This window comes from Flavobacterium sp. KMS (genome assembly GCF_000813005.1).
In the GTDB taxonomy this organism is placed as follows: domain Bacteria; phylum Bacteroidota; class Bacteroidia; order Flavobacteriales; family Flavobacteriaceae; genus Flavobacterium.
The window spans coordinates 147848-170179 of the sequence record NZ_JSYP01000009.1; the positions used below are offsets into that span (position 1 = coordinate 147848).

A 22332-nucleotide genomic window follows, 5' to 3' on the forward strand; every position below is an offset into this window, starting at 1 on the left:
TTCCTTTGCTAAAGCATTATCTTTTTTACAACTGTAGTTTTATTTTGCAATAGTATCTTAACTACTACCATTTGTGATGCGACATTAATTTTTGCTATTTCTAACTGATTTGAATTTACTTTATTCTTTTCGTAAATTTTCTTACCCGATACATCATAAACAAATACCTTATCGATAATTTCGTTAAAAGCATTAATTCTAATCTCTTTGTTTACAACCGAAACAAAAATTGTATTTTCTATTGTTTCAAACTCTCCAGATTTCAATGTTTCATTAGTATATCGCAATGCAAAACGATCATTAAAAGTTCCAACTTCTGTAGAAAAAGTATAATCTGTTTTATACAAATCGTGGATCTCATTGGTTAATTTATCTTCTAAATAGACCATTTGGTTTGCCAATAAACCATCGGACTTATCGATGCCTATAGTAAATTTCCCTGCTATTTCTGAACTATAACCTAACGGTACAGAATCAGCTTCATCAAATGGCAATCCTTTACTCTGGATTACTAATTTTTTATCTTCTTTGATACTATAAAAATTCACAAATTTGTTTCCGTTAAAATTTTCTCCATCAAAAAAAGAGTCATACGAATTGGTTGCTCCTTTTATATATCCTAATAAAATTTGTTTAAAAGCTCCTTCTTTATTCGTTAGATTCAACCAAATACGGTGTCTTTCGACTGAACTTTCTCTATTTTGTTTTTGAACTTTACTCGGTTTAAAAAATTTTGAATTACTACCAATTATTCGCATACTATTATCAAAATTAACTTCTCCTGTTCCTTTACTACCTAAGAAAAATGCTTGTCCGGAAGCAATAATCCCGTTGGGTTCCGTTTCATTAATTCCAGATGACAAAGCGGGTCTTGTCGCAACTCCTCCTAATAAATTATACACTGCATAATCATCAGAATTATAATCATTATTAATAAGTGGGGTATTATGTGTCCAGAAATAAAGCGTTCCGTCTACATTCTCTCTGTTTTTTGATATAAAAACATCTGCATCTATCGCCGAAGGGTATGGATTGCCTATTAAATCATAACCATTTTGATTATCTAATAAAACCGAAATTTTACCATTAGTCGGTATTCCTTTAAAAACAGCTTCGTAAACTGTTGCAATACTTTTTGAAAAATCTCCAGGAGCTTCTATAATATAGCCTTTACCAATTATCATATTGGTTGATGAATTTTCTTTATTCCAAGCTATTTTGGTTGCATTGTATGAAAAATAATTGCTGGATGCTGTATTTGGCGATACATCAAATAGGTTTTGGCTTTCTACTGGTGATGACCAATACGTATAATCATGTTTTAGGATGGGAGTCGTCTTTCTTTTTACCTCAACAAATCCTGTATTTACCACCTCATCATCCAATTGATATAAAGCTGCTGTATCTTCTAGAACCAAGGTTCCCAATCCTGAATAATTTAAACTTAATTCTAAAGTATTCCCTCTAGAAATCGTGACTTTTTTTCCTGCATCAATACTACAATTACAGGCATTAACCTGTCCTGAAAAAGTATAATTATCATGAAAAATTAATTCTTTTCCTTCTGATGGTAATCCGTTTGTCCAGTTTGAACCATCCCAAGTAGAACTATCTGTGCATAATTTTAATCGTGCAATCCTATGTTTTGTTTCTCCTGATACTGAATTAAAATTACCTCCTATAAGAAGTTTATTATCGGGTGTAAAACTCATACTGAATAATGTACTATTTAAGTTTACTGCAAAAGATGTGTCATATAAACCGTCTTTTAATAATCGAAGCATTCGCATTGAAGCCACTCCATTATAAGTTCCCGAAAATGCTCCTCCAACCAAAATTCGGTTGTCCTTTTGAACCAAAATACTACGAACATCTCCATTACTAAATCCTGAACCAATTGTAAAACCAGTATCTAAACTTCCGTCGGGATTTAATCTTGTAATTCTTTTTTGGGCAACTCCGTTGTATGTTAAAAAAGTACCTCCTAAGATTATTTTACCATCAGATTGTAATGCAATTGCATAAACATATTTATCAAAACCATCACCTACGTTAAAACTAGTATCTATACTTCCGTTTGAGTTTAAACGAACTAAACCTGGAGATAAGTGTCCATTAAATGTCTCAAATCTTCCACCTACCAAGATTTTTCCATCTGGTTGTACAAACAATGTTTCTATTATTGCATTGGCTCCTGAACCTGTTACAAAACCTGTATCAATAGTTCCGTCGAGATTTAATCTTACAATTCTGCCTACAGATAACATTCCATTATAACTCGTGAAATTCCCTCCAACAATAATTTTGGAATCTAAATGTACTGCCAATGCATAAACCTGATTATTGAATCCTGTTCCCACTGTAAAACTTTCATCAATACTACCACTTGGCAAAATTCTGGTAATTCGGTTACAAACTTTTCCATTATAATTTGTAAAAGCTCCTGCAAAAACTATTTTATTATCCGATTGTAAAACAGCTGCTTTAATTGCATTATTTGCTCCAATTCCATTTAGATTAAATATAACATCCAAAGCTCCATCTTCGAGCAATCCTACGATTCTTAGGATTGATTCTCCATTGAATTTTGTAAAATTACCAAAGGCTATCGATTTATTATCTGCTAAAGAAATTATCTTCGAAACCGAATTATCAAATCCAACTCCTGCCGCAAGATATCCTATATCTAATGCTCCTTCTGAATCTATCTTAGCCAATCTTCCTTGATTCTGGGAATCAAAAACGGCAAATGAACCGCCAACAAACCAAGAACCATCTGTATTATTTGCTAAATCAAGTACTGATGCTGATGCAGGTCCTGAACCAATATCAAAATCAGAATTCATTGTTCCGTCAGAATTTAACAAAACCAATCTATTTACTGTTATACCATTATACTTTCCTGTAAATGAACCTCCAACCATTATATTATTAGCTGCATCTGTCTTGATAACTGTAACACCATCATTACTAAATGCTGTTCCAGACAAGAAATCAGAATCTACAGATCCATCATTATTCAGCCGAATTATTCTATTTGCAGGTGTTTCATTATAACTTGTAAATTTCCCCCCTACTAAAATTTTTCCATTTGTCTGTAATGTCAATGCTGCAACATCGCTGTTAAAACCTGAACCTATATTAAAAGTAGTATCGATAGTACCATCAGGATTTAAGCGGACAATATGATTTAAATCTGTTCCGTTAAAAGCGGTAAAATTCCCAGATAGAATAATTTTTCCATCAGATTGAATTTGAATATTTGTAATATTTTTTGAAGATCCTGTGCCTGTTGAAAATGACGTGTCTAAACTTCCGTCTTCTAATATTCGAGCCACTCTATTTACTACAACTCCATTATATTGGGTAAAACTCCCAACAACGATAATCTTACCATCTGTTTGTTGTGCAATATCATATATGATTCCGCTTCCTGCTCCATTTGTATTAAAACTATTATCTCTAGACCCATCGGGATTTAAGCGAATCAACCGATTGGAAGTTATTCCCGAATAAGTTGTAAATGCCCCTCCGATAATTATTTTTTCATCTTTTTGTATAAGTGAAGCATATACTTTTCCATTAAATCCACTACCTATATTAAAGTCCTCGTCTATACTCCCATCTGGTTTTAACCTACATAAGTAACGTGCTGAAGTTCCATTAAAATTAAAATAATCTCCACCAACAATTAAATTCCCATCTGGTTGTAAGGCTATTGTTCTCACAATATTATCAAAACCATCCCCAGAATGCCCATCGTCATAGGTATTAAACGTAGCATCGACATTCCCTTGTTGCCCATTACAAATAGTAATAAATATAAAACTTATCAAAACCAGCAGATAATATTGTTTTGTTTTCAAGATAATCTTCTTTTAAAAGTTATTTCTAAAATGATTAATTAGTAGGAATTTATCGCTAAACTAATCTTTAAAAAACAAAACACAATATTAAAACTTAATTATTTTGTAAATATTACGCTACATTATTAAATTCTAAAAAACTTCTTAAAATAAAAAAACCATTCCGTTTTGTGGAATGGTTTTTAAAAATTAACTTAAACTGTATTTAAAAAATCACCTTCTTGGTTTCGATATGTTTGTTATCCAGGACAACTTTTACCACTAAAACCTGATTGGCAGATTTTAAGTTTTCGATAGTCAATGTAGGATTTCCTACCTTCTCTTTCTTGTAAATTAATTTACCTGATACATCATAAATAAATACCTTATCTATAGTTTGACTAAAAGCATTGATTTTAATTTCTTTGTTTGCAACAGCTACCAAAACTGCATTTTCTGCTAATTCGAATTCTCCTGTACCTAATGTTTTATTGGTGTATCGCAACACAAAACGGTCATTGAATGTTCCTGCTGCTGTAGTAAATGTATAATCTGTTTCTCGTAAATTATGGATCATCCCAATAACTTTATCCTCTAAATAAATACCTTGATCTGTTAATGCCCCATCTACAGCATCAATACCTATAGTAAAATTACCTGCTATTTCTGAACTATAACCTAAGGGAACCAGATCGGTTTCCTTAAATGGTAATGCTCGTCCTTGAATAACGAACTGTTGACCTTTATTAATGCTATAAAAATCAATATAAGCATTCATATTATAAGAAAGACCATCGTAAATACTTTCATACTCATTTGATGCTCCCTCGATATAACCTACCAACATTTGTTTAAAAGCACCGCCTTTATTAGTAAGGTTTAACCACACGCGGTTTTTTTCTAAAGATGTTGTTTTATTATTTATACCTGGCTTAAAAAACTCACCATTTTTACCTGCTACACGCATACTATTCTTGAAAGTAACATTTGCTCCTCCAGTTTTAGCATTAACAAAGAAAGATTGACCTGCTGCTATATTTCCTAATGGTTTAGGACTTTTAGATCCTGAAGCAGTACCTTCTCCTGAACCTCCAGCAACTCCTCCACTTAAATTATACGTCGCATAATCATTAGAGGCATAGTCCCATTTGGATCCATCATATTTAAGTGGTGTAATATGTGACCAGAAATATAACGTCCCGTCTAAAACATCCTTATTACCTCGCAAGAACTCATCGGCAGATAATGCCGAAGGGTATGGATTTCCTACCAAAATATATTCATCTGCTTTAGTTTGGGTACCGAGAACAAGAGCACCATTATTAGGAAATCCATTAAACACAATTGTTTGCTCATAAGGAAAAGGACCTACATTACGAGATTTAATAATGTAACCTCTACCAGTTTCCATGTTATCAGCTGTCCATACCCAACTATTTGTGTCAATATTAAAAGCATGATAAGAATTCGTTCCTAATGACAGCTTACTAAATTTTTGATCAACTACAGGAGATGACCAATAAACATAATCTTGGTCTTTCATGCCTTTAGTAAGACGCTCATAAGTAATTGATCCTGTATTAATCGCATTATCATTTTTCTGATACAAACTTGCTTGATCTTCAAATCTTAAACTAGCTGTAAGAGCAACTTTAAGTGAATTAATAACTGTTAATGTACGACCTGATTTAATCACAACATTTGCATTTACCTCGCAAGTACAACTATTTATATCTACATTAGGATTATTTAATGTTGGGGAGTTGTAGTTTCCAGTAAAAATAACATTCTGATCTATTGTTGGCGCACCACCAAGCCATGACCATGCTGTACCGTTCCAAGTATTAGTAACCAAACCTGGAATCGTAATTTTTGCTGATGCTATAGATGTACAAGTTGATGTTGTACTTTTTACTGTAAAAGTATAATCTCCAGGAGCAAGTCCTGAAATTGTTGTAGATATTCCTGTATCAGTTTTTGTTACTGCAGGAGGATTACTTACAATTGTCCATGTTCCAGTTGCTGGAAGCCCGTTTAACACAACACTTCCTGTAGGAACTGCACAAGTTGCTGGCGTAATTGTTCCTGCAACTGGTTTAGTAGGTAATGGATTTATTGTTAACAAAACAACATTAGAAGTTGTAGAACAACCACTATTAGTTACTATACATCTAACTCTATTACTATTCCATCCTACAGGCGCATTTGTTAATGTTAGTGTTTTTGTCGTATATCCAGACACATAAGGCTCCTGAGCAGTATCTACATTTGTCCAATTTGTACCATCTGGTGAATATTGCCACTGATATGTTGAACCCAAAGCCAAAGTCTCTACTGTAAATGAACCGCTTGTACCTTCGCAAATTGTTAAATCAACTGGCTGCGTACTAATTTTTAGCGAAGCATCAACTAAAATTGAAGCCGAAGGAGTTCCAGAACCACCGTTTGAACAGGTAGCAACAGCACGATAATATGTTGGAGCTGTTTGCGATGTAGTCAAACTAGGATTAGAATTAACTAAATCTAAATATTTAATACTTAGGTTATCAATACTTTGCTTATCATATTGTAAACCAGTACGTGATGAAAACTTATATCTCCAAGTACTTTTATTTACCGATTTATACCCTTGTAACAAAAGGTTTGAGACTATTGTTGTTGTTGCTCCTCCATTTTTTCTAATTCTCAAGGTTAAATAACCATCATTATCTACAGATAACATCACCGTATTATAATCGGTACCTCCAGCCGTTCTTAATAAGAATGCATCAATGCCATTTGCAAAAACTAATTGATTATTATATTTAATATAGATACGAGAACCCGTAGCTGTACCTCCTACTCCTATACCATCATTATCGTACGTGTCCAATCTTAATCTTATACCACTACCTTCTCCCTCTTCTCCTAGTCCAGCATCAGTAGTAATAATATCAGACGCATAACTCAAACTTATACCATCTGCTCCATTACCTCCTGCCATTTTATAATCAAATTGTACTGTAAAAGCATTGATATTAGGTACTGGTGTTTTAGTAATAACATATCCACCTTTCTTAGATGATGAGGCTGGAGTCAATACCATCTCACCACTAGATATTGCAGCATCTCCATAAGCAACTGAGCCAGTAGGAATTCCAGATGAAAAATCTGTATTAAAATAATCTACCGGAGCTGTAGGCGCACTAGCCCATGGAGCATTTCCATTTGGAGAGGTTTCCCATTTATAAGTAATTCCATTTGTTTCTGGCGAAACTACTGACAAAGTAAAAGGCTCACTAGTACAAACTGGATTTTTTGAAACATTAATTGCTGGAACTGATGGCGCAGCAGAACATGGCGCTTGAATATTTACAGTATAATCTTCTACTTGCCCTTCACTGTACCCACCTATCGATGAACATGGTGTGGTATTATAAGAATCTCTATGCCCTATAATTCGCATTCTTGTAGATCCTAAAGTAGCTCCTGTTGGTACAGTAAAATATAATGATGCTAAATTGTCATCTGATCCCGATGAATTTGTTATTGAACCAATCTCGTATGATTCTTCTGAGTCATTAAAATCGTTATCCTTGTTCCAATCAATAAAAGCAGTATATCTAATTGTTTGCTTGTCACCTGTATTTCCTTTTACAACCAATGTGTATGCTTGTCCTGAAAATATATTAGCAACTGAAGCTGTAAAATCTTCGTAAGCTGGTGCACCCGAAGCTAGGCTAGTCTTATTCAAATTACTTAATACAACACTTGTAATTGGTCTTACAGTTGAAAAATTACTAAATTTACATACACTTGGAGTCCAAGTATAGGTTAAACCAGATACGGGTAATTTACTTGTAGAATTGCCTGTATTACATGTTGAGTTTCTGCTCGGTCCGGGCACCGATGTTGACCAGTTATTAGATGTTGACCAGCTATTATCTACCAGTCTATTATTAAAATCGTTATTTGTTGTTCCCCTCAATCCTACCTGAACTAGTAAATCTGTACTACTCATAGTAGTGCAATTTCCATACACAATTTGTACTACATTAGTTGATTCGTTTAATCTGATTTGAAAATTGAAATCACCATTAACAGGACCTCCTGAATAACGTCTTGCATTTTTCCATTCCACCACAAAAACCCTATTAGGAGCAGCACCTATTGTATTATAGACTATTGGAGAACCATTATCTTTCAAATCCCTACCTAAAGCACTAATAACTCCTAAACCCTCATTACTTGAAATTGGAGTAAAATTAGTTGAATTTGGTGCTGAGCTACCAAACGTAATAAATCCATTTGTGCTAACCATGCATGAACTATAAGAAGTTCCATTAAAAACAAAGTTAAAACCTGAAGGAAAACCAATACTACTGCTAACAGTATCATCCCATCCTGAACTAAAAACAACATTTGCACTTGGTCCAGAAATAGATGTATAAGTTCCCGATGCTTGCCCAAAAGTATAATTTGCAACTTGGCCATTAGAGAAATTAAAAAAGAAAAGAAAAAGAAAACCAAAATAAATTTTACTTGTTGGTTGTTTCCTTTTCAAAAAAAGATTTAATAGTAATTTTTTATTCATAAGTAGGATTTAGAATTATAAATTGTTTTTTTTGGGTATATTATTTATTTGAAAATTAATTTGATATTCTGCGTTTTTGCAATCTTTATTTTAACAATTCATTACTTAATACTTTTTCAATAACATGCAGAAAATCAGCATTTATTATTTTTTCATTTTCAACTTTATGTCGTTTTAAAAAATAATTTTAACATATTGTAAGTTTTTATGTATAAACTGATTTTGATTAAATGCTTTTATACTTTTTTACACATTCCAAAACAACCATAATAACTTGATTATTAAATATTTAAAATTAAAAAATATTTATTTTTTGTTAATGCGCACCAAATAAAGCACAAAAAAAAACCTCTCACAAGATTTTTTTTTTTGGAAAATACGTTTTCGCTATTTTACTTAAATACCCGTTGAACTGCATCTTTTTTAAGATAAAATACATATTAACGACGTAAATACTTACTTTTTGTTAACTTGATGATATTTAAGAATTAAACTAGAAACTAAATCCATTTGATTTTTCTCTTCATCCTAAATAAATTTGTTAAAAAACAAAAAAACCATTCCGCAAAAAGGAATGGTTTTTAAAGTTTAATCTAAGTTTTATTTAGTAAATCACTTTCTTGGTTTCGGTATGTTTATTATCCAGAATAACTTTTACGATTAAAACCTGATTACTTAATTTTAAGTTTTCTATTCTCAATTTAGGATTTCCTATTTTATCTTTCTGATAAAGTAGTTTGCCCGATGTATCGTAAACATATACGGCATCTATAGTTTGATTAAGTGTATTGATTTGAATCTCTTTATTTTCAACGGCTATTCTAACTGCATCTTCTGTTACTTCAAACTCTCCTGTACCTAAAGTTTTATTAGTATATCGCAATACAAATCGATTATCGACACCATCAGTTTTTACTGTGCTAAACGTATAACCTTTTTGGCGTAAATCCTGTATAACACCAGTTACTTTATCTTCCAGGTAAATAGCATGATCTGCTAATAAACCATCTGCATCATCTATCTCAATGGTAAAATCTCCTGCTATTTCTGAACTATATCCTAAGTACACCAAATCGGTTTCTTTAAATGGTATGGCACGACCCTGGATACTGAGCTTTTTATCTTTAAGAACACTGTAAAAATTAATAAAAGTATTTCCGTTTAGAGAAATTCCGTCAAACAGACTCTCATAATCATCCGTTGCTCCTTCGATATAACCTACCAATATTTGTTTGAATGCACCTCCCTTATTGGTAAGATTTAACCATACTCGATTTTTTTCTATTGCTGTTACTTTTTTTGTTTTTCCTGGTCTGTAAAACTGTCCATTTTGCCCAGAAGCACGCATACTATTATTGAAAGCGACATGTGCATCTCCTATTTTTGCATTAACAAAAAAGGACTGTCCTGCTGCAATATATCCTAATGGGGGAGCACTTCCTGAATCAGAACCAGTTCCTTGGCCTGGAGTAACTCCACCAGTAAAATTATATGTTGCATAATCTTCAGATGCATAATCCCATTTACTACCATTATATGCGAGTGGAGTAATATGGGTCCAGAAATAAAGAGTTCCGTCTAGAGTAGTAGAATTTCCTCTTAAAAAATCATCTGCAAATAAAGCCGAAGGATATGGATTTCCTACCAAAACATACTCATCTAATTTAGTTGGTGTGCCAAGAGTAAGTGCGCCATTATTAGGTTCCCCTTCAAAAGCTACTTTTTGATCATAAGGAAATGGGCCAGCATTACGTGCTTTTATAATATATCCTCTGCCTACTTCCATATTATCAGCTGCATATATCCAACTATTTGTCGCAATATTAAAAGCAAAATAAGAATTAGTCCCTAATGACAGCGTACTAAATTTTTGACCAAATACAGGAGATGACCAATAGACGTAATCCTGATCTTTCATCTGTGGAGAAATACGTTCGTAAGTAACTCTACCACTATTAGTTGCATTATCATTTACCTGAAATAAACTCGCTTTATCCTCAAATTTTAAACTAGCCGTAGAAGCTACTGTAACCGAATTAGTAACAGCTAAAGTTGCTCCCGTCTTAATTGTAACTTTAGCTGTCAAATTCACCTGACAAGAACAAGCAGTTAAATCACCTGCTGGTCCTGTTGCCGAAGTATAATCTGCTGAGAAAATAATATTTTGATTTGCCGTTGGTGTACCACTAGACCATCCGGAACCGCTCCAACTATTAGTAACCAAAGTAGGAACTATAGCGGGAAGAGATGCTGCAGAAGTACAACTTGTTGTTAAGTTACTTACTATAAAAGTATATGTATTTGGTGCAAGATTACTAATAACAGTACTTGTTCCTGAACCTGTGGTAGTAATAGTGGCTGGATTTGTTACTATTGACCAATTACCAGATGGTAATCCGCTTAAAGCAACACTTCCTGTAGAAACCGCACATGTTGGAGGTGTAATAACTCCTATAACTGGAGCTGTTGGTGTTGCATTTACCGTTACCGTAAAAGTTGAAGCGGGGCTACTAACACAACCTGCTGCTGTTTTTACGGTTAATGTTCCTGTATAAATACCCGCAAGTGTACCAGCTGGAACAACAATCGTAATAGGACTTGCTGGTAATGAAGCATCTGTAACTGCCGAAAAAGTATTTGTGGGAGATCCATTCCAAACAATACTATATGTTGTTGGAGTACCCGATGTAGCACTATAACTTAATGTGGTATTTTGAGCACTAGCGCTTGAACAAACTGTTGCTGCCGATCCCGCTAATGTTATTGTTGGAGTCGGATTTACCGTTACTGTAAAAGTTGAAGCAGGGCTACTAACACAACCTCCTGCAGTTTTCACCGTTAATGTTCCTGTATAAATACCCGCAATTGTACCTCCTGGAACAACAATCGTAATAGGGCTTGCTGGTAATGAAGCATCTGTCACTGCCGCAAAAGTATTTGTCGGAGTCCCATTCCAAGTAATGCTATACGTTGTTGGAGTATTTGTTATTCCGCTATAACTTAATGTAGTATTTTGGGCGCTTACACTTGAGCAGACACTAGCTGCTGATGCTGCTAATGTTATTGTTGGAGTCGGATTTACTGTTACTGTAAAAGTTGAGGCAGGGCTACTAACACAACCCACTGCAGTTTTCACCGTTAATGTACCTGTATAAGTACCTGCAAGTGTACCAGCAGGAACAACAATCGTAATAGGGCTTGCTGGTAATGAAGCATCTGTCACTGCTGCAAAAGTATTTGTGGGTGATGCATTCCAAGTAATACTATATGTTGTGGGAGTATTTGTTGTAGCGCTATAACTTAATGTGGTATTTTGAGCACTAGCGCTTGAACAAACTGTTGCTGCCGATCCCGCTAATGTTATTGTTGGAGTCGGATTTACCGTTACTATAAAAGTTGAGGCAGGGCTACTAACACAACCCGCTGCATTTTTTACGGTTAGTGTGCCTGTATAAGTACCTGCAATTGTACCCGCTGGAACAACTATCGTAATTGGACTCGCTGGTAAAGAAGCATCTGTAACTGCTGCAAAAGTATTTGTAGGCGATGCATTCCAAGTAATGCTATATGTTGTGGGAGTACCTGATGTAGCACTATAACTTAATGTAGTATTCTGAGCACTTGCACTAGGACAAACTGTTGCCGCAGCTGCTGCTAAGGTTATTGTTGGAGTCGGATTTACCGTTACTGTAAAAGTTGAGGCAGGACTACTAACACATCCAATTGCATTTTTTACCGTCAATGTGCCTGTATAAGTACCTGCAATTGTACCCGCTGGAACAGCGATGGTAATAGAACTTCCTGGTAATGCTACATTTGTTACTGCTGCAAAAGTATTTGTAGGCGATGCATTCCAAGTAATACTATATGTTGTGGGAGTGCCCGATGTAGCGCTATAACTTAATGTAGTATTCTGAGCACTTGCACTAGGACATACACTTGTTGTAGCTGCTGCTAATGTTATTGTTGGCGTCGTATTTACTGTCACTGTAAAAGATGAGCCTGAACTACTAACACAACCCGCAGCATTTTTTACCGTTAATGTGCCTGTATAAGTACCCGCAACTGTACCTGCTGGAACAACAATCGTAATAGGACTTGCTGGTAATGCTGCATCAGTCACTGCTGCAAAAGTATTTGTAGGTGATGCATTCCAAGTAATACTATATGTTGTGGGAGTATTTGTTGTAGCACTATAACTTAATGTGGTATTTTGTACGCTAGCACTAGAACAAACAGTGGCTGCAGTGGCTGCTAATGTTATCGTAGGCAAAGCGCTTACACTTAATGTAGCCCCAAAATTAACCGTTGATGAACAAGATCCTGACGTAAGCGCAGTAACTGTTATAGTACTAGATCCTGCTGTAGTTAGTCCCGTAGCCGTAAAGAATCCAGTTCCAGCCGTACTAACAGTCATATTTGCAGTTAATCCTGTACCACCAGCAACTGGATTACTCCTATTGTAGGTAACTACATAATTACCAACAGGCAATAACGCAGCACTCGCTGTTACTGTTACTGTAGATGTTGTACCTACAGATATACATACATTTGTTGCGCTAGCACCTGTAATATTATAAGTAGGACAAGTATAGGTAACCTTTATCTGTCCAGCTGCTCCATTTCCTCCATTATTATTACCAAGGCCTAATAAAACTAAACCTCCTCCTCCTCCTCCTCCTGGCGGAAGTCCTAACTGTCCATTACCTGCTAGTGTTGCTCCATTACCTCCGGCACCTCCTCCAGTCACAACAGCGCCTCCGCCACCTGCTGATCCATCATTACCATTTGAAGCTGTACCAGCACTACCTCCTCCTCCTCCTGAAAATAATAATCCAAGCACCAAACTTCCATTTGCTCCTTTACCTCCAGAAAAATTTGCTCCAACTCCTCCAGTACCACCAATACCAGCTCCACTTCCACCATTTCCACTTGTTCCTCCTGCACCTCCATTAGCTGTTACCGTTAAAAAATTGGATGCTGATCCACTAGTCCCATTTGCTTTAGACCCTAGACCTCCAGTACCAACAGTATAATTAATTGAACTACCAGGAGTTACACTAAGACTAGTAGTCTTACTGTAGCCTCCTCCTCCTCCTCCAGCTGCGGAATTACTATCATCATTACCTCCTCCGGCACCTCCAGCTCCCCAACATTCTGCAGTTAACAAAGTAACACCAGCGGGGACAACAAAAGTACCACTACCAGCAGCTGTAAATGTGTTTGTAGTCTGAGACCACGAATAAGTAATAATAAAAACGAAAAACAAAGATAATTTTAGTCTCATAATAGTAGGTTTTAATGATAAAAAAAATCAATTAACTCTTTGTAATATTTATGAGTGGTATTGAAAAGGTGTCGATACTGATTGAAGATTTATCAGCATCATATTCTTTTCTCAAAAAAAAAATCATACAACGTAACTCATTAGGGCAAAGATACTTATATAATACATTCTTAAATTTAACTAAAAATTCCTAAAAGAAGTTCATATATTGTTCATATTATCATGTATTACAACGTTTAAGATTGAGGTTTTATCATATATTTAACAAATTACAAGGTAATACCTCTCAATTATCACAATTTGACATAAAAATTTCTATCTCTACTAGATGATTTACATAAGTCTTTTTAAGTAAGATTATTTCGAAATAGACTTTCGAGGCAAAACAAGTTTTTGAAAAAAAATTAAAGCTTTACATTTGTTCTTTATTCAATACTAAAACTACAATAGACTATATGAAAACGGATTGTACTCCCAAAGAAGCATTACAAAAACTAGAACATTTTTGTGCTTATCAGGAACGTTGTCATGACGAGGTGGTGTCTAAGCTATATAGTCTAAAAATGACACCAGACGAAATAGACTCTATTGTGGTACAACTTATTACAGATAACTTCCTAAATGAAACTCGTTTTGCTTGTAGTTTTGCACAAGGAAAGCACCGCATAAAGCAATGGGGAAAAATAAGAATTGTAAACGAACTTAAGGCACGTCATATTACATCAACCAATATCAACCTTGCACTTGCAGGAATTAGTAATGATGAATATCTAGAAACATTTGAAAAATTAACGCAAAAATGTTGGGATAATTTACACGAAAACAATCAACTCAAAAAGCGTAAAAAATTTTGTGATTATGTATTGCGCCGAGGTTTTGAAAGCAATATGATTTATGAAAAAGTAAAGGAACTTGAAACCAATGTCAAGTAGTTTTTATATTTAAGTATAGATAAATCTTCGACTCCGTTCAAACAGACAATCTGCTTCAAATTACTTACATCAAATCTGTAAAATTTGTCTAACAGAGTCTAAATATTTATTAGGCTTTTTCGAGTAAAATACTCACCGCATTTCCTCCAAAACCAACTGCATTTATCAATACCTTTTTTATAGGTTTCATTTGTTGTTGTGCTTCCGCAAAAGGAACTCCTATAAATGTATTGTGTTGCATCATTAAGATTGCCATTTCTACACTCAATATTCCCGAAGCTCCAAAAGTATGTCCAATCTTCCATTTATTAGTGGTAAGCAGAGGAAGTTTAGTCTCGGCAAATATCTTTTGGATTGCTTTATATTCTGTTAAATCTCCTTTTATAGTTCCTGGAGCATGCATAACAATCACATCTACATCTTCTGGATTAATTCCTTCCAGAGCCATTTTCATTGATTTTTGAAAACAAGTAGCTTCAGCAGAGATCGATATATTGTGTTCTAAAACTTCTGTAGCATATCCCACACCTATAACATAAGCAATAGCGTTTTCTTTTTCTCCAGCTTCAATACAACATACTGCAGCCCCTTCTCCCAGAACCATAGTATTTTGAGTTTTATTTAAATCGAATGCTAGATTTGGCCATTTATCGGTATTCAAATCTGCCCGAGAATAAATTTTTAAAGCTCGCATTTGTGCAATCGTAAAATCTGTTAATGGAGCTTCGCTTCCTCCAACCAAAAATTTATCAACCATTCCTGCTCTTAACCATGCCACCCCGTTTAGTAAAGCGTGTAAAGCTGTTGAACAAGTTATTGAATGCGAAATTTCTGGACCCGAACTTTGTAAATCGTGCGCTATCCAAGAAGAGATATTGCCTAATGTAGTTGTTGGAGAAGCTAATGTTTGTGCTTTTCCGGTTTCTAAATATTCCTGAAAATGTTTTTCGAATAAATCGGTAGCTCCACGAGAAGAACCTATATTAATCCCGAAAACAGCATCAGAATCCCAACCTGAATTTTTTATTGCTTCTCGAGACGCCGCCAAAGCAAACAAAACACTATTATCAAGAAATTTATATTTGATGTCCGAATTACGCACTTGTTCCACAATTTGCTTAGAATCTGTAGTAAGTGCAGCAACAGGAGTTTCTTGCTTATCTAGTTGCTGTACAGTAAAACAATGTTTGTTATTTAAGTAATTCTCCCAAATATCTTTTGGATTATTTCCTAAAGGTGAAATAGAAGAAAAGGCTGTTATGGCAATTTTTTTATTCAATGTCAATATTTTATTTAATCGAAAATTCGCAAGGTTTTAATAATTAATTAAATCCAAAAGTCTAACTAATCTAATAGTCTAAAAATCTAAGAAGTCTAAATTTATCAAACCATTTCTAGAGCTTCTTCAATAATCGAATATACTTTTTCAAGCTGCTCATCACTAATAATGTATGGCGGCAAAATGTAAACTATATTCCCCACTGGTCTTAGAACAACTCCTTTATCAATAAAGAAATTATAAAGCTTCGTTCTCATCGAACCGTAATAACTTTCTTCAGAATCAGATTTTATTTCCAATGCAAAAATAACTCCTAAAACTCTGATTGTAATAACTTTTGAGTGATTTTTTATTTTATCCTGAAAATGTAAATGGCTTTTATTTATACGCGCAATATTAGCTTGCATTTCCTCTGTTTGTAGCAAATCGATACTTGCCAGAGCAGCAGCACATCCTGTAGGGTTAGCCGTAAAGGTATGCCCATGAAACAATGCTTTATTAATATCATCATCGTAAAACGCATCAAAAACCTCTTGGGTAAAAGTCGTAATAGCCATCGGGATAGTTCCTCCTGTTAGTGCTTTCGAAAGACATATCATATCTGGATTTTCATCCAGATAATCCATCGCAAATGTTTTTCCTGTTTTACCAAAGCCCGTCATAACTTCATCGGCAATTGTAAGAACATTATTTGCTGCACAAATCTGGATTAGAGTTGCCAATGCATCTGGCTCATACATAACCATTCCAGCTGCTCCTTGCACCAAAGGTTCAAAAATAAATCCTGCACAATTCTTATCTTTTATTACTTCTTTTAAAGCATCAAAACTTACTTGCTCTTGTCCTTTTACAGGAACCGGAATTCTAACCACATCTATAAACATCCCCTGAAAAGCTTGTGTATAAAATGAAATTCCGCTTGCAGCCATTGCAGCAAATGTATCTCCATGAAAAGCATTTTCAAAAGCAATAATAGTAGTACGTTTTTCTCCTTTATTAAAAAAATATTGCAAAGCTACTTTTATCGCAACTTCTACCGCTGTAGAACCATTGTCTGAAAAAAATATTTTCTGTTGGTTCTTTGGTAAAATTTCGATGAGTCTTTCGGCAAGAACAATTGCTGGTTCATGTGTAAAACCGCCAAACAAAACGTGTTCCAGAGTAGTTAATTGTTTGTAAATCGCATCGGCAATAAAACGATTACTATGCCCAAAGGGGTTAACCCACCAAGAGGCAATCGCATCTATATATTCTTTATTGTTTTCGTCCCAAAGTAATGCGCCTTCCCCTCTAGAAATGGCGATAGGAATTGCTGCGGTTTTATGTTGGGTATAAGGATGCCAAAGGTATTGGCTGTCTTTTTCGGATAATGTCATTTTATTTAGAATATAGAAAATAGAGTTTAGAAAGAAAAGACTAAACATCTATAGATTTTAGCAAAGATAGGAAAGTCTATTTTCTTTATTCCATAATCTCACCTCTACATTCCATCCTCTTTCATCTACAATCTTTTCTCAATCCTCTTGCTTCTGTTCTCTTATCTCTATTTTCTCCTTCTATAAACCAAGTAAATTTTCCCTAAATAAATCAGCATATTCTTTAATAACGTTTTGATCAAAATAGGGCTCTTCATCAATTCGACCAATACATTTTATTCCGGTGCTATTAATAATAATTGCTTCAGAAGATTTGTTTTCGCTTCCGCTAAAAATAATTCCTGCAATATTTAATTTTCGATTCTTCAATGCTTCAATAGTCAGCAATGTATGATTGATACTTCCTAAATAATGTCTCGAAACCACAATTACTTTATAATCTGGCTGAATTAAATCAATAACAAATTCTTTATCATTTAATGGAACAAAAAGTCCTCCAGCACCTTCTACAACCAAATGATTATTGCTTATTGGCTCAACTATTTCTTTTAAATCAATAGTAACACCATCAATTTTTGCTGCCAAGTGCGGACTTGCTGGCGTATTTAAAGCATAGGCATTTTTATGAAACTGAGACTTATTATTTGAAATTCTTGATTGAACTTTTGCCGTATCCGAATTCTCTAAATCTCCTGCTTGTATCGGTTTCCAATAATCTGCTTCCAGCGCTTCTACAATTATAGCCGAAGCAATTGTTTTACCAACATCGGTGGATATTCCTGTTATAAATAATTTCATGATTTTTTTGTTTCCCAAAGATTCATAAATTCGAAAAAATAGATATACAAAGACTTTATATTTTTCTTTCATAAATCATCTTTCGAGAATCTTTGTGTTATAATTATTTTTAAAAGACAAAACTACTCAACAAATTCAATACCTCAATTATTTCTTCTTGTGTATTATAACTATGAATACAAAAACGCAATCTTTCCTGTCCTTCCGGAACTGTTGGCGATACGATTGCTTTTACATCAAACCCTTTATCCAGCATTTTTTTAGCAACTTCTTTTACATTTTCGTTACCAGGAATAATTGCTGATTGAATAGCCGATTTGCTTCGAACAAACATCGGTTGTAATCCTAGAAGTTTTTTTTGTTGGTTGAAGTAAACGATGTTTTGGCGTAGTTTTTCAATGGTTTCTTTTTCTATTTCCAATTGCTGATAGGCAATAAAAATAGTTGCCACGGAATGTGGAGATAATCCTGTGGTATAAATAAAACTTCTTGCAAAGTTAACGAGGTATTCTTTTAGTTCTTCTGAACCAAGAACTGCTGCTCCATGACAGCCTAAACCTTTACCAAAAGTCATTACTCTGGCAAAAACCCGATTATGCAATCCTAAAAATTGCACTAATCCCTCGCCTTTTTCGCCAAAAACTCCTAAAGCATGAGCTTCATCAATAACGAGGTAACAATTATATTTTTCAGACAATACTACTAATTCCTCTAGATTTGGACAATCGCCATCCATAGAAAAAACACTTTCGGTTACAATATAAATCGTATTTAAAACTGTCTTCTTTTCCTTTTCTCCACTCGGAATGGCAATGTTTTGGTGTTTTAATATAAGTCGTTCTAAATCTTCAAAATCATTATGATTAAATTTATAAGATTTAGCATTCGACATCAAAATCCCGTCCCGAATAGAAGCATGACTTAATTCATCATACAAAATAACATCATTACGCTGTGGTACAGCACTAAAAAAACCAACATTGGCATCATAACCCGAATTAAAGATTAGAGCCGATTCTGACTCGTGAAATTGAGCTATAAACGTTTCTGTGATTTTATAGAGAGAATGATTCCCAGAAATTAATCTTGAACCAGTTGCTCCGTTTTTAGTACAATTAGTATCAAGCAAATATTGGTGTGTTTTATTAAAAATTGCTGCAGAATTTGAAAACCCAATATAGTCATTGGAAGTAAAATCAATTGATGCACTCGTATATGGCAATTGCCTAAGTGCATTATTTTGCTTTCGTACAACTAATTTTTGAATAAGATTTTCTGGTAATTTCATAGAGCAAAGTTATGAAATTGATTATCATTATTAAATAAACAGCGAGTCATATCTAACTCGCTGTTTATAATTTGAATTTTAAATAATTCTTGTTAATTAAAATATTTTTTCTCTAATTTTAAAACGACAAACTGACTATCTGTAATCTGTATATTACATTAAAAAGAAAAAAAAATGAAAATCATTTGTAAAAACTGTGAAACCTCACACTATTCAAGTTTTAATTATTGTCCTCAATGTAGCCAAAAAGCCAATTTACATCGCATAAATTCACATGAGGTTTTTCATGAAGCTGTTCATTATTTCACACATGCTGATAAAGGAATTTTTCAACTAATTAGAGATTTGACACTGAAAAGTGGAATTGTAGCTAAGGAATACATAAACGGAAAAAGAAAAAAATATTTCCCTCCGCTTAATTTTTTCCTCCTGATTGCGGCAATATTTGTTTTTATTTCTAATATCCCAAAAGAAGTACCTCCTATAGATATTCAGAAAGAAAATCAGGAACTGAATAGCATCTCCAATCCTGCTCAGAAAGAAAAAATGATACATCTTTACGAACGAAAAGAAAAAATGCTTCATTTCATAAAAAAATATTCTAATCTAATGGCGATGATGGCCTTACCACTTACTGCCTTTTTCTTTTGGCTTTTTTACAGAAAAGAAAACTACAACTACACCGAACACCTAGTCGCCGGAATGTATATGTTAGGTTTTTGTATTTTAATCAACACATTATTAATACTACCAATATCCTTATTATTCCACCTTTCATCTAATTACTCCACAGTACTTTTTCTTCTTTTTCAGCTCCTCTATTTTACTGTTTTCTATTATAAGTTTTTAAATAAAAACACAAAACTTCAATTCGCAAAAGCTTTTACTGTAAGTGCTTTAGGAATTATTTTTTGGGGAATTGTTTCAGGATTTACTGTTAACGCCTATATCTCTAGCGGTTTTTGGGGAATCGTATAAAAAAGAACATCAATCTAAAACAAAAAAGCCAGACAAATTATGTCTGGCTTTTTCAACTTTATTCTGAATTGTCTTAGTCTGCTAAAACAATTATTTTATTGTCTTTCATCTCGATTGTTCCTGATACGATTTCTAATGTATAGGTCTTATCATTTACTTTCGTGAATTTATCTGCTGCTTCTTTAGAGAAATTGAAACTTGTTCCTACAATTTTCACAGTCCCTTTTTGTAACAAAGAAACAATCGGCGCGTGATTATTTAAGATTTGAAAACTTCCATCTACTCCTGGTAGTGTAACCGAAGTAACTTCTCCTGAAAATAATTTTGCTTCTGGTGATACTATTTCTAAAATCATAATTCGTTATAATTGATAATTGATAATTCTCAATTGATAATTATCAATTGAATTACGCTTCTGCCAACATTTTCTCTCCAGCTTCGATAGCATCTTGAATAGAACCTTTAAGGTTAAATGCTGCTTCAGGAAGGTGGTCTAACTCACCATCAATAATCATATTAAATCCTTTGATAGTATCTTTAATGTCAACCAAAACTCCAGGAATACCTGTAAATTGTTCCGCTACGTGGAAAGGCTGAGATAAGAAACGTTGTACACGACGTGCTCTTGATACAGATAATTTATCTTCTTCAGATAACTCTTCCATACCTAGAATCGCGATGATATCTTGTAATTGTTTGTATTTTTGAAGAATTTCTTTTACTCTTTGTGCACAATCATAGTGTTCATCACCTAAAATTTGTGGAGTCAAGATTCTAGAAGTAGAATCCAATGGATCTACCGCTGGATAAATACCTAACTCAGCAATTTTACGAGACAATACTGTTGTTGCATCTAAGTGGGCAAAAGTAGTTGCCGGAGCCGGGTCAGTTAAATCATCCGCAGGTACGTAAACCGCTTGTACAGATGTAATAGATCCTTTGTTTGTAGATGTAATACGTTCCTGCATTGCACCCATTTCTGTTGCTAATGTTGGTTGGTATCCTACCGCAGATGGCATACGACCTAAAAGTGCCGATACCTCTGATCCTGCTTGTGTAAAACGGAAGATGTTATCAACGAAAAACAATACGTCTTTACCTTGATCAGTTCCTGCTCCATCACGGAAATACTCAGCGATAGATAATCCTGAAAGTGCTACACGTGCACGAGCTCCAGGTGGCTCATTCATTTGTCCGAAAACGAAAGTAGCTTTAGACTCTCTCATTCCTGGCATATCTACTTTAGATAAATCCCATCCTCCATTTTCCATAGAGTGCATGAAATCATCTCCGTATTTAATAATACCTGACTCTAACATCTCACGAAGTAAGTCATTTCCTTCACGTGTTCTTTCTCCTACTCCTGCGAATACAGAAAGTCCACCGTGACCTTTTGCGATATTGTTAATCAACTCCTGAATCAATACTGTTTTTCCAACACCTGCACCACCAAACAATCCAATTTTTCCTCCTTTTGAGTAAGGCTCAATCAAATCGATTACTTTAATACCTGTGAACAATACTTCAGATGAAGTTGATAGATCTTCGAATCTTGGTGCTGGTCTGTGAATAGACAAACCATTTTCTCCTGTTTTTGGCAAGTCCCCTAAACCATCAATTGCATCTCCGATTACATTAAATAATCGACCATATACGTCTGGACCGATTGGCATTTGGATTGGGTTTCCTGTTCCAACTACTTCATATCCACGACTCAAACCATCTGTTGAGTCCATTGATATTGTACGAACTGTATTTTCTCCGATGTGAGATTGTACTTCAAGAACTAACAATGTTCCGTCTTTTTTAGTGATTTCTAATGAATCATAAATTTTTGGAAGTTCAACATCTTTACCGTTGAAAACAACATCAACTACTGGTCCAATGATTTGGGCAACTTTTCCTATTACTTTTGACATTACTGTATGTGTTTATTAAATAGCTATTTAGGTTTAACGAAAATACCTCTTTTTTCA

At 34.4% G+C, this 22332-nt stretch carries 11 protein-coding genes; 2 read left to right on the plus strand and 9 right to left on the minus strand.

What is annotated here, in order from left to right; all coding sequences use genetic code 11:
• Positions 1–8: 8 nt before the first annotated feature.
• The 3 genes from OA93_RS10915 to OA93_RS24110 all read right to left on the minus strand — a co-directional run bounded on the left by OA93_RS10915 (position 9) and on the right by OA93_RS24110 (position 13705).
• Positions 9–3866 carry a T9SS sorting signal type C domain-containing protein gene (locus OA93_RS10915; protein ID WP_240474722.1) on the minus strand — a complete coding sequence of 1286 codons (3858 nt, stop codon included), beginning with the start codon at positions 3864–3866 and terminating at the stop codon, positions 9–11.
• Between the two features lie 205 nt (positions 3867–4071).
• On the minus strand, positions 4072–8418 hold the full coding sequence (locus OA93_RS24105) for a GEVED domain-containing protein (RefSeq protein ID WP_052259429.1): 4347 nt from the start codon (positions 8416–8418) through the stop codon (positions 4072–4074).
• Between the two features lie 604 nt (positions 8419–9022).
• Positions 9023–13705 carry a T9SS sorting signal type C domain-containing protein gene (locus OA93_RS24110; protein ID WP_052259430.1) on the minus strand — a complete coding sequence of 1561 codons (4683 nt, stop codon included), beginning with the start codon at positions 13703–13705 and terminating at the stop codon, positions 9023–9025.
• Positions 13706–14160: 455 nt separating this feature from the next.
• Here OA93_RS24110 and OA93_RS10930 point away from each other — a divergent pair, with 455 nt between their 5' ends.
• Positions 14161–14637 (plus strand): RecX family transcriptional regulator, encoded by a 477-nt coding sequence (locus tag OA93_RS10930; protein ID WP_039113230.1) that lies wholly within the window; start codon positions 14161–14163, stop codon positions 14635–14637.
• A 109-nt stretch (positions 14638–14746) separates the two neighbouring features.
• Here the strand turns inward: OA93_RS10930 and OA93_RS10935 are convergent, their stop codons facing one another.
• The 4 genes from OA93_RS10935 to OA93_RS10950 all read right to left on the minus strand — a co-directional run bounded on the left by OA93_RS10935 (position 14747) and on the right by OA93_RS10950 (position 19378).
• The gene (locus OA93_RS10935; RefSeq protein WP_039113231.1) at positions 14747–15916 is read right to left on the minus strand and encodes a beta-ketoacyl synthase N-terminal-like domain-containing protein; all 1170 of its coding nucleotides are present in this window, start codon (positions 15914–15916) and stop codon (positions 14747–14749) included.
• A gap of 104 nt (positions 15917–16020) precedes the next feature.
• Positions 16021–17292 (minus strand): adenosylmethionine--8-amino-7-oxononanoate transaminase, encoded by a 1272-nt coding sequence (gene bioA, locus OA93_RS10940; RefSeq protein ID WP_039113232.1) that lies wholly within the window; start codon positions 17290–17292, stop codon positions 16021–16023.
• 180 nt (positions 17293–17472) lie between these two features.
• Positions 17473–18090 carry a dethiobiotin synthase gene (gene bioD, locus OA93_RS10945; RefSeq protein WP_039113268.1) on the minus strand — a complete coding sequence of 206 codons (618 nt, stop codon included), beginning with the start codon at positions 18088–18090 and terminating at the stop codon, positions 17473–17475.
• Positions 18091–18199: 109 nt separating this feature from the next.
• Positions 18200–19378 carry a pyridoxal phosphate-dependent aminotransferase family protein gene (locus OA93_RS10950; RefSeq protein WP_039113233.1) on the minus strand — a complete coding sequence of 393 codons (1179 nt, stop codon included), beginning with the start codon at positions 19376–19378 and terminating at the stop codon, positions 18200–18202.
• Positions 19379–19552: 174 nt separating this feature from the next.
• Here OA93_RS10950 and OA93_RS10955 point away from each other — a divergent pair, with 174 nt between their 5' ends.
• Entirely contained in the window at positions 19553–20356 is an 804-nt protein-coding gene (locus tag OA93_RS10955) for a DUF3667 domain-containing protein (RefSeq protein WP_039113234.1), read from the plus strand.
• Between the two features lie 73 nt (positions 20357–20429).
• On the opposite strand, the gene OA93_RS10960 is transcribed toward OA93_RS10955, so the two are convergent.
• Complete coding sequence (locus OA93_RS10960) at positions 20430–20711, minus strand: F0F1 ATP synthase subunit epsilon (RefSeq protein WP_039113235.1); 282 nt, start codon at positions 20709–20711, stop codon at positions 20430–20432.
• A 52-nt stretch (positions 20712–20763) separates the two neighbouring features.
• Positions 20764–22275 (minus strand): F0F1 ATP synthase subunit beta, encoded by a 1512-nt coding sequence (gene atpD, locus OA93_RS10965; protein WP_039113236.1) that lies wholly within the window; start codon positions 22273–22275, stop codon positions 20764–20766.
• Positions 22276–22332: the final 57 nt, after the last annotated feature.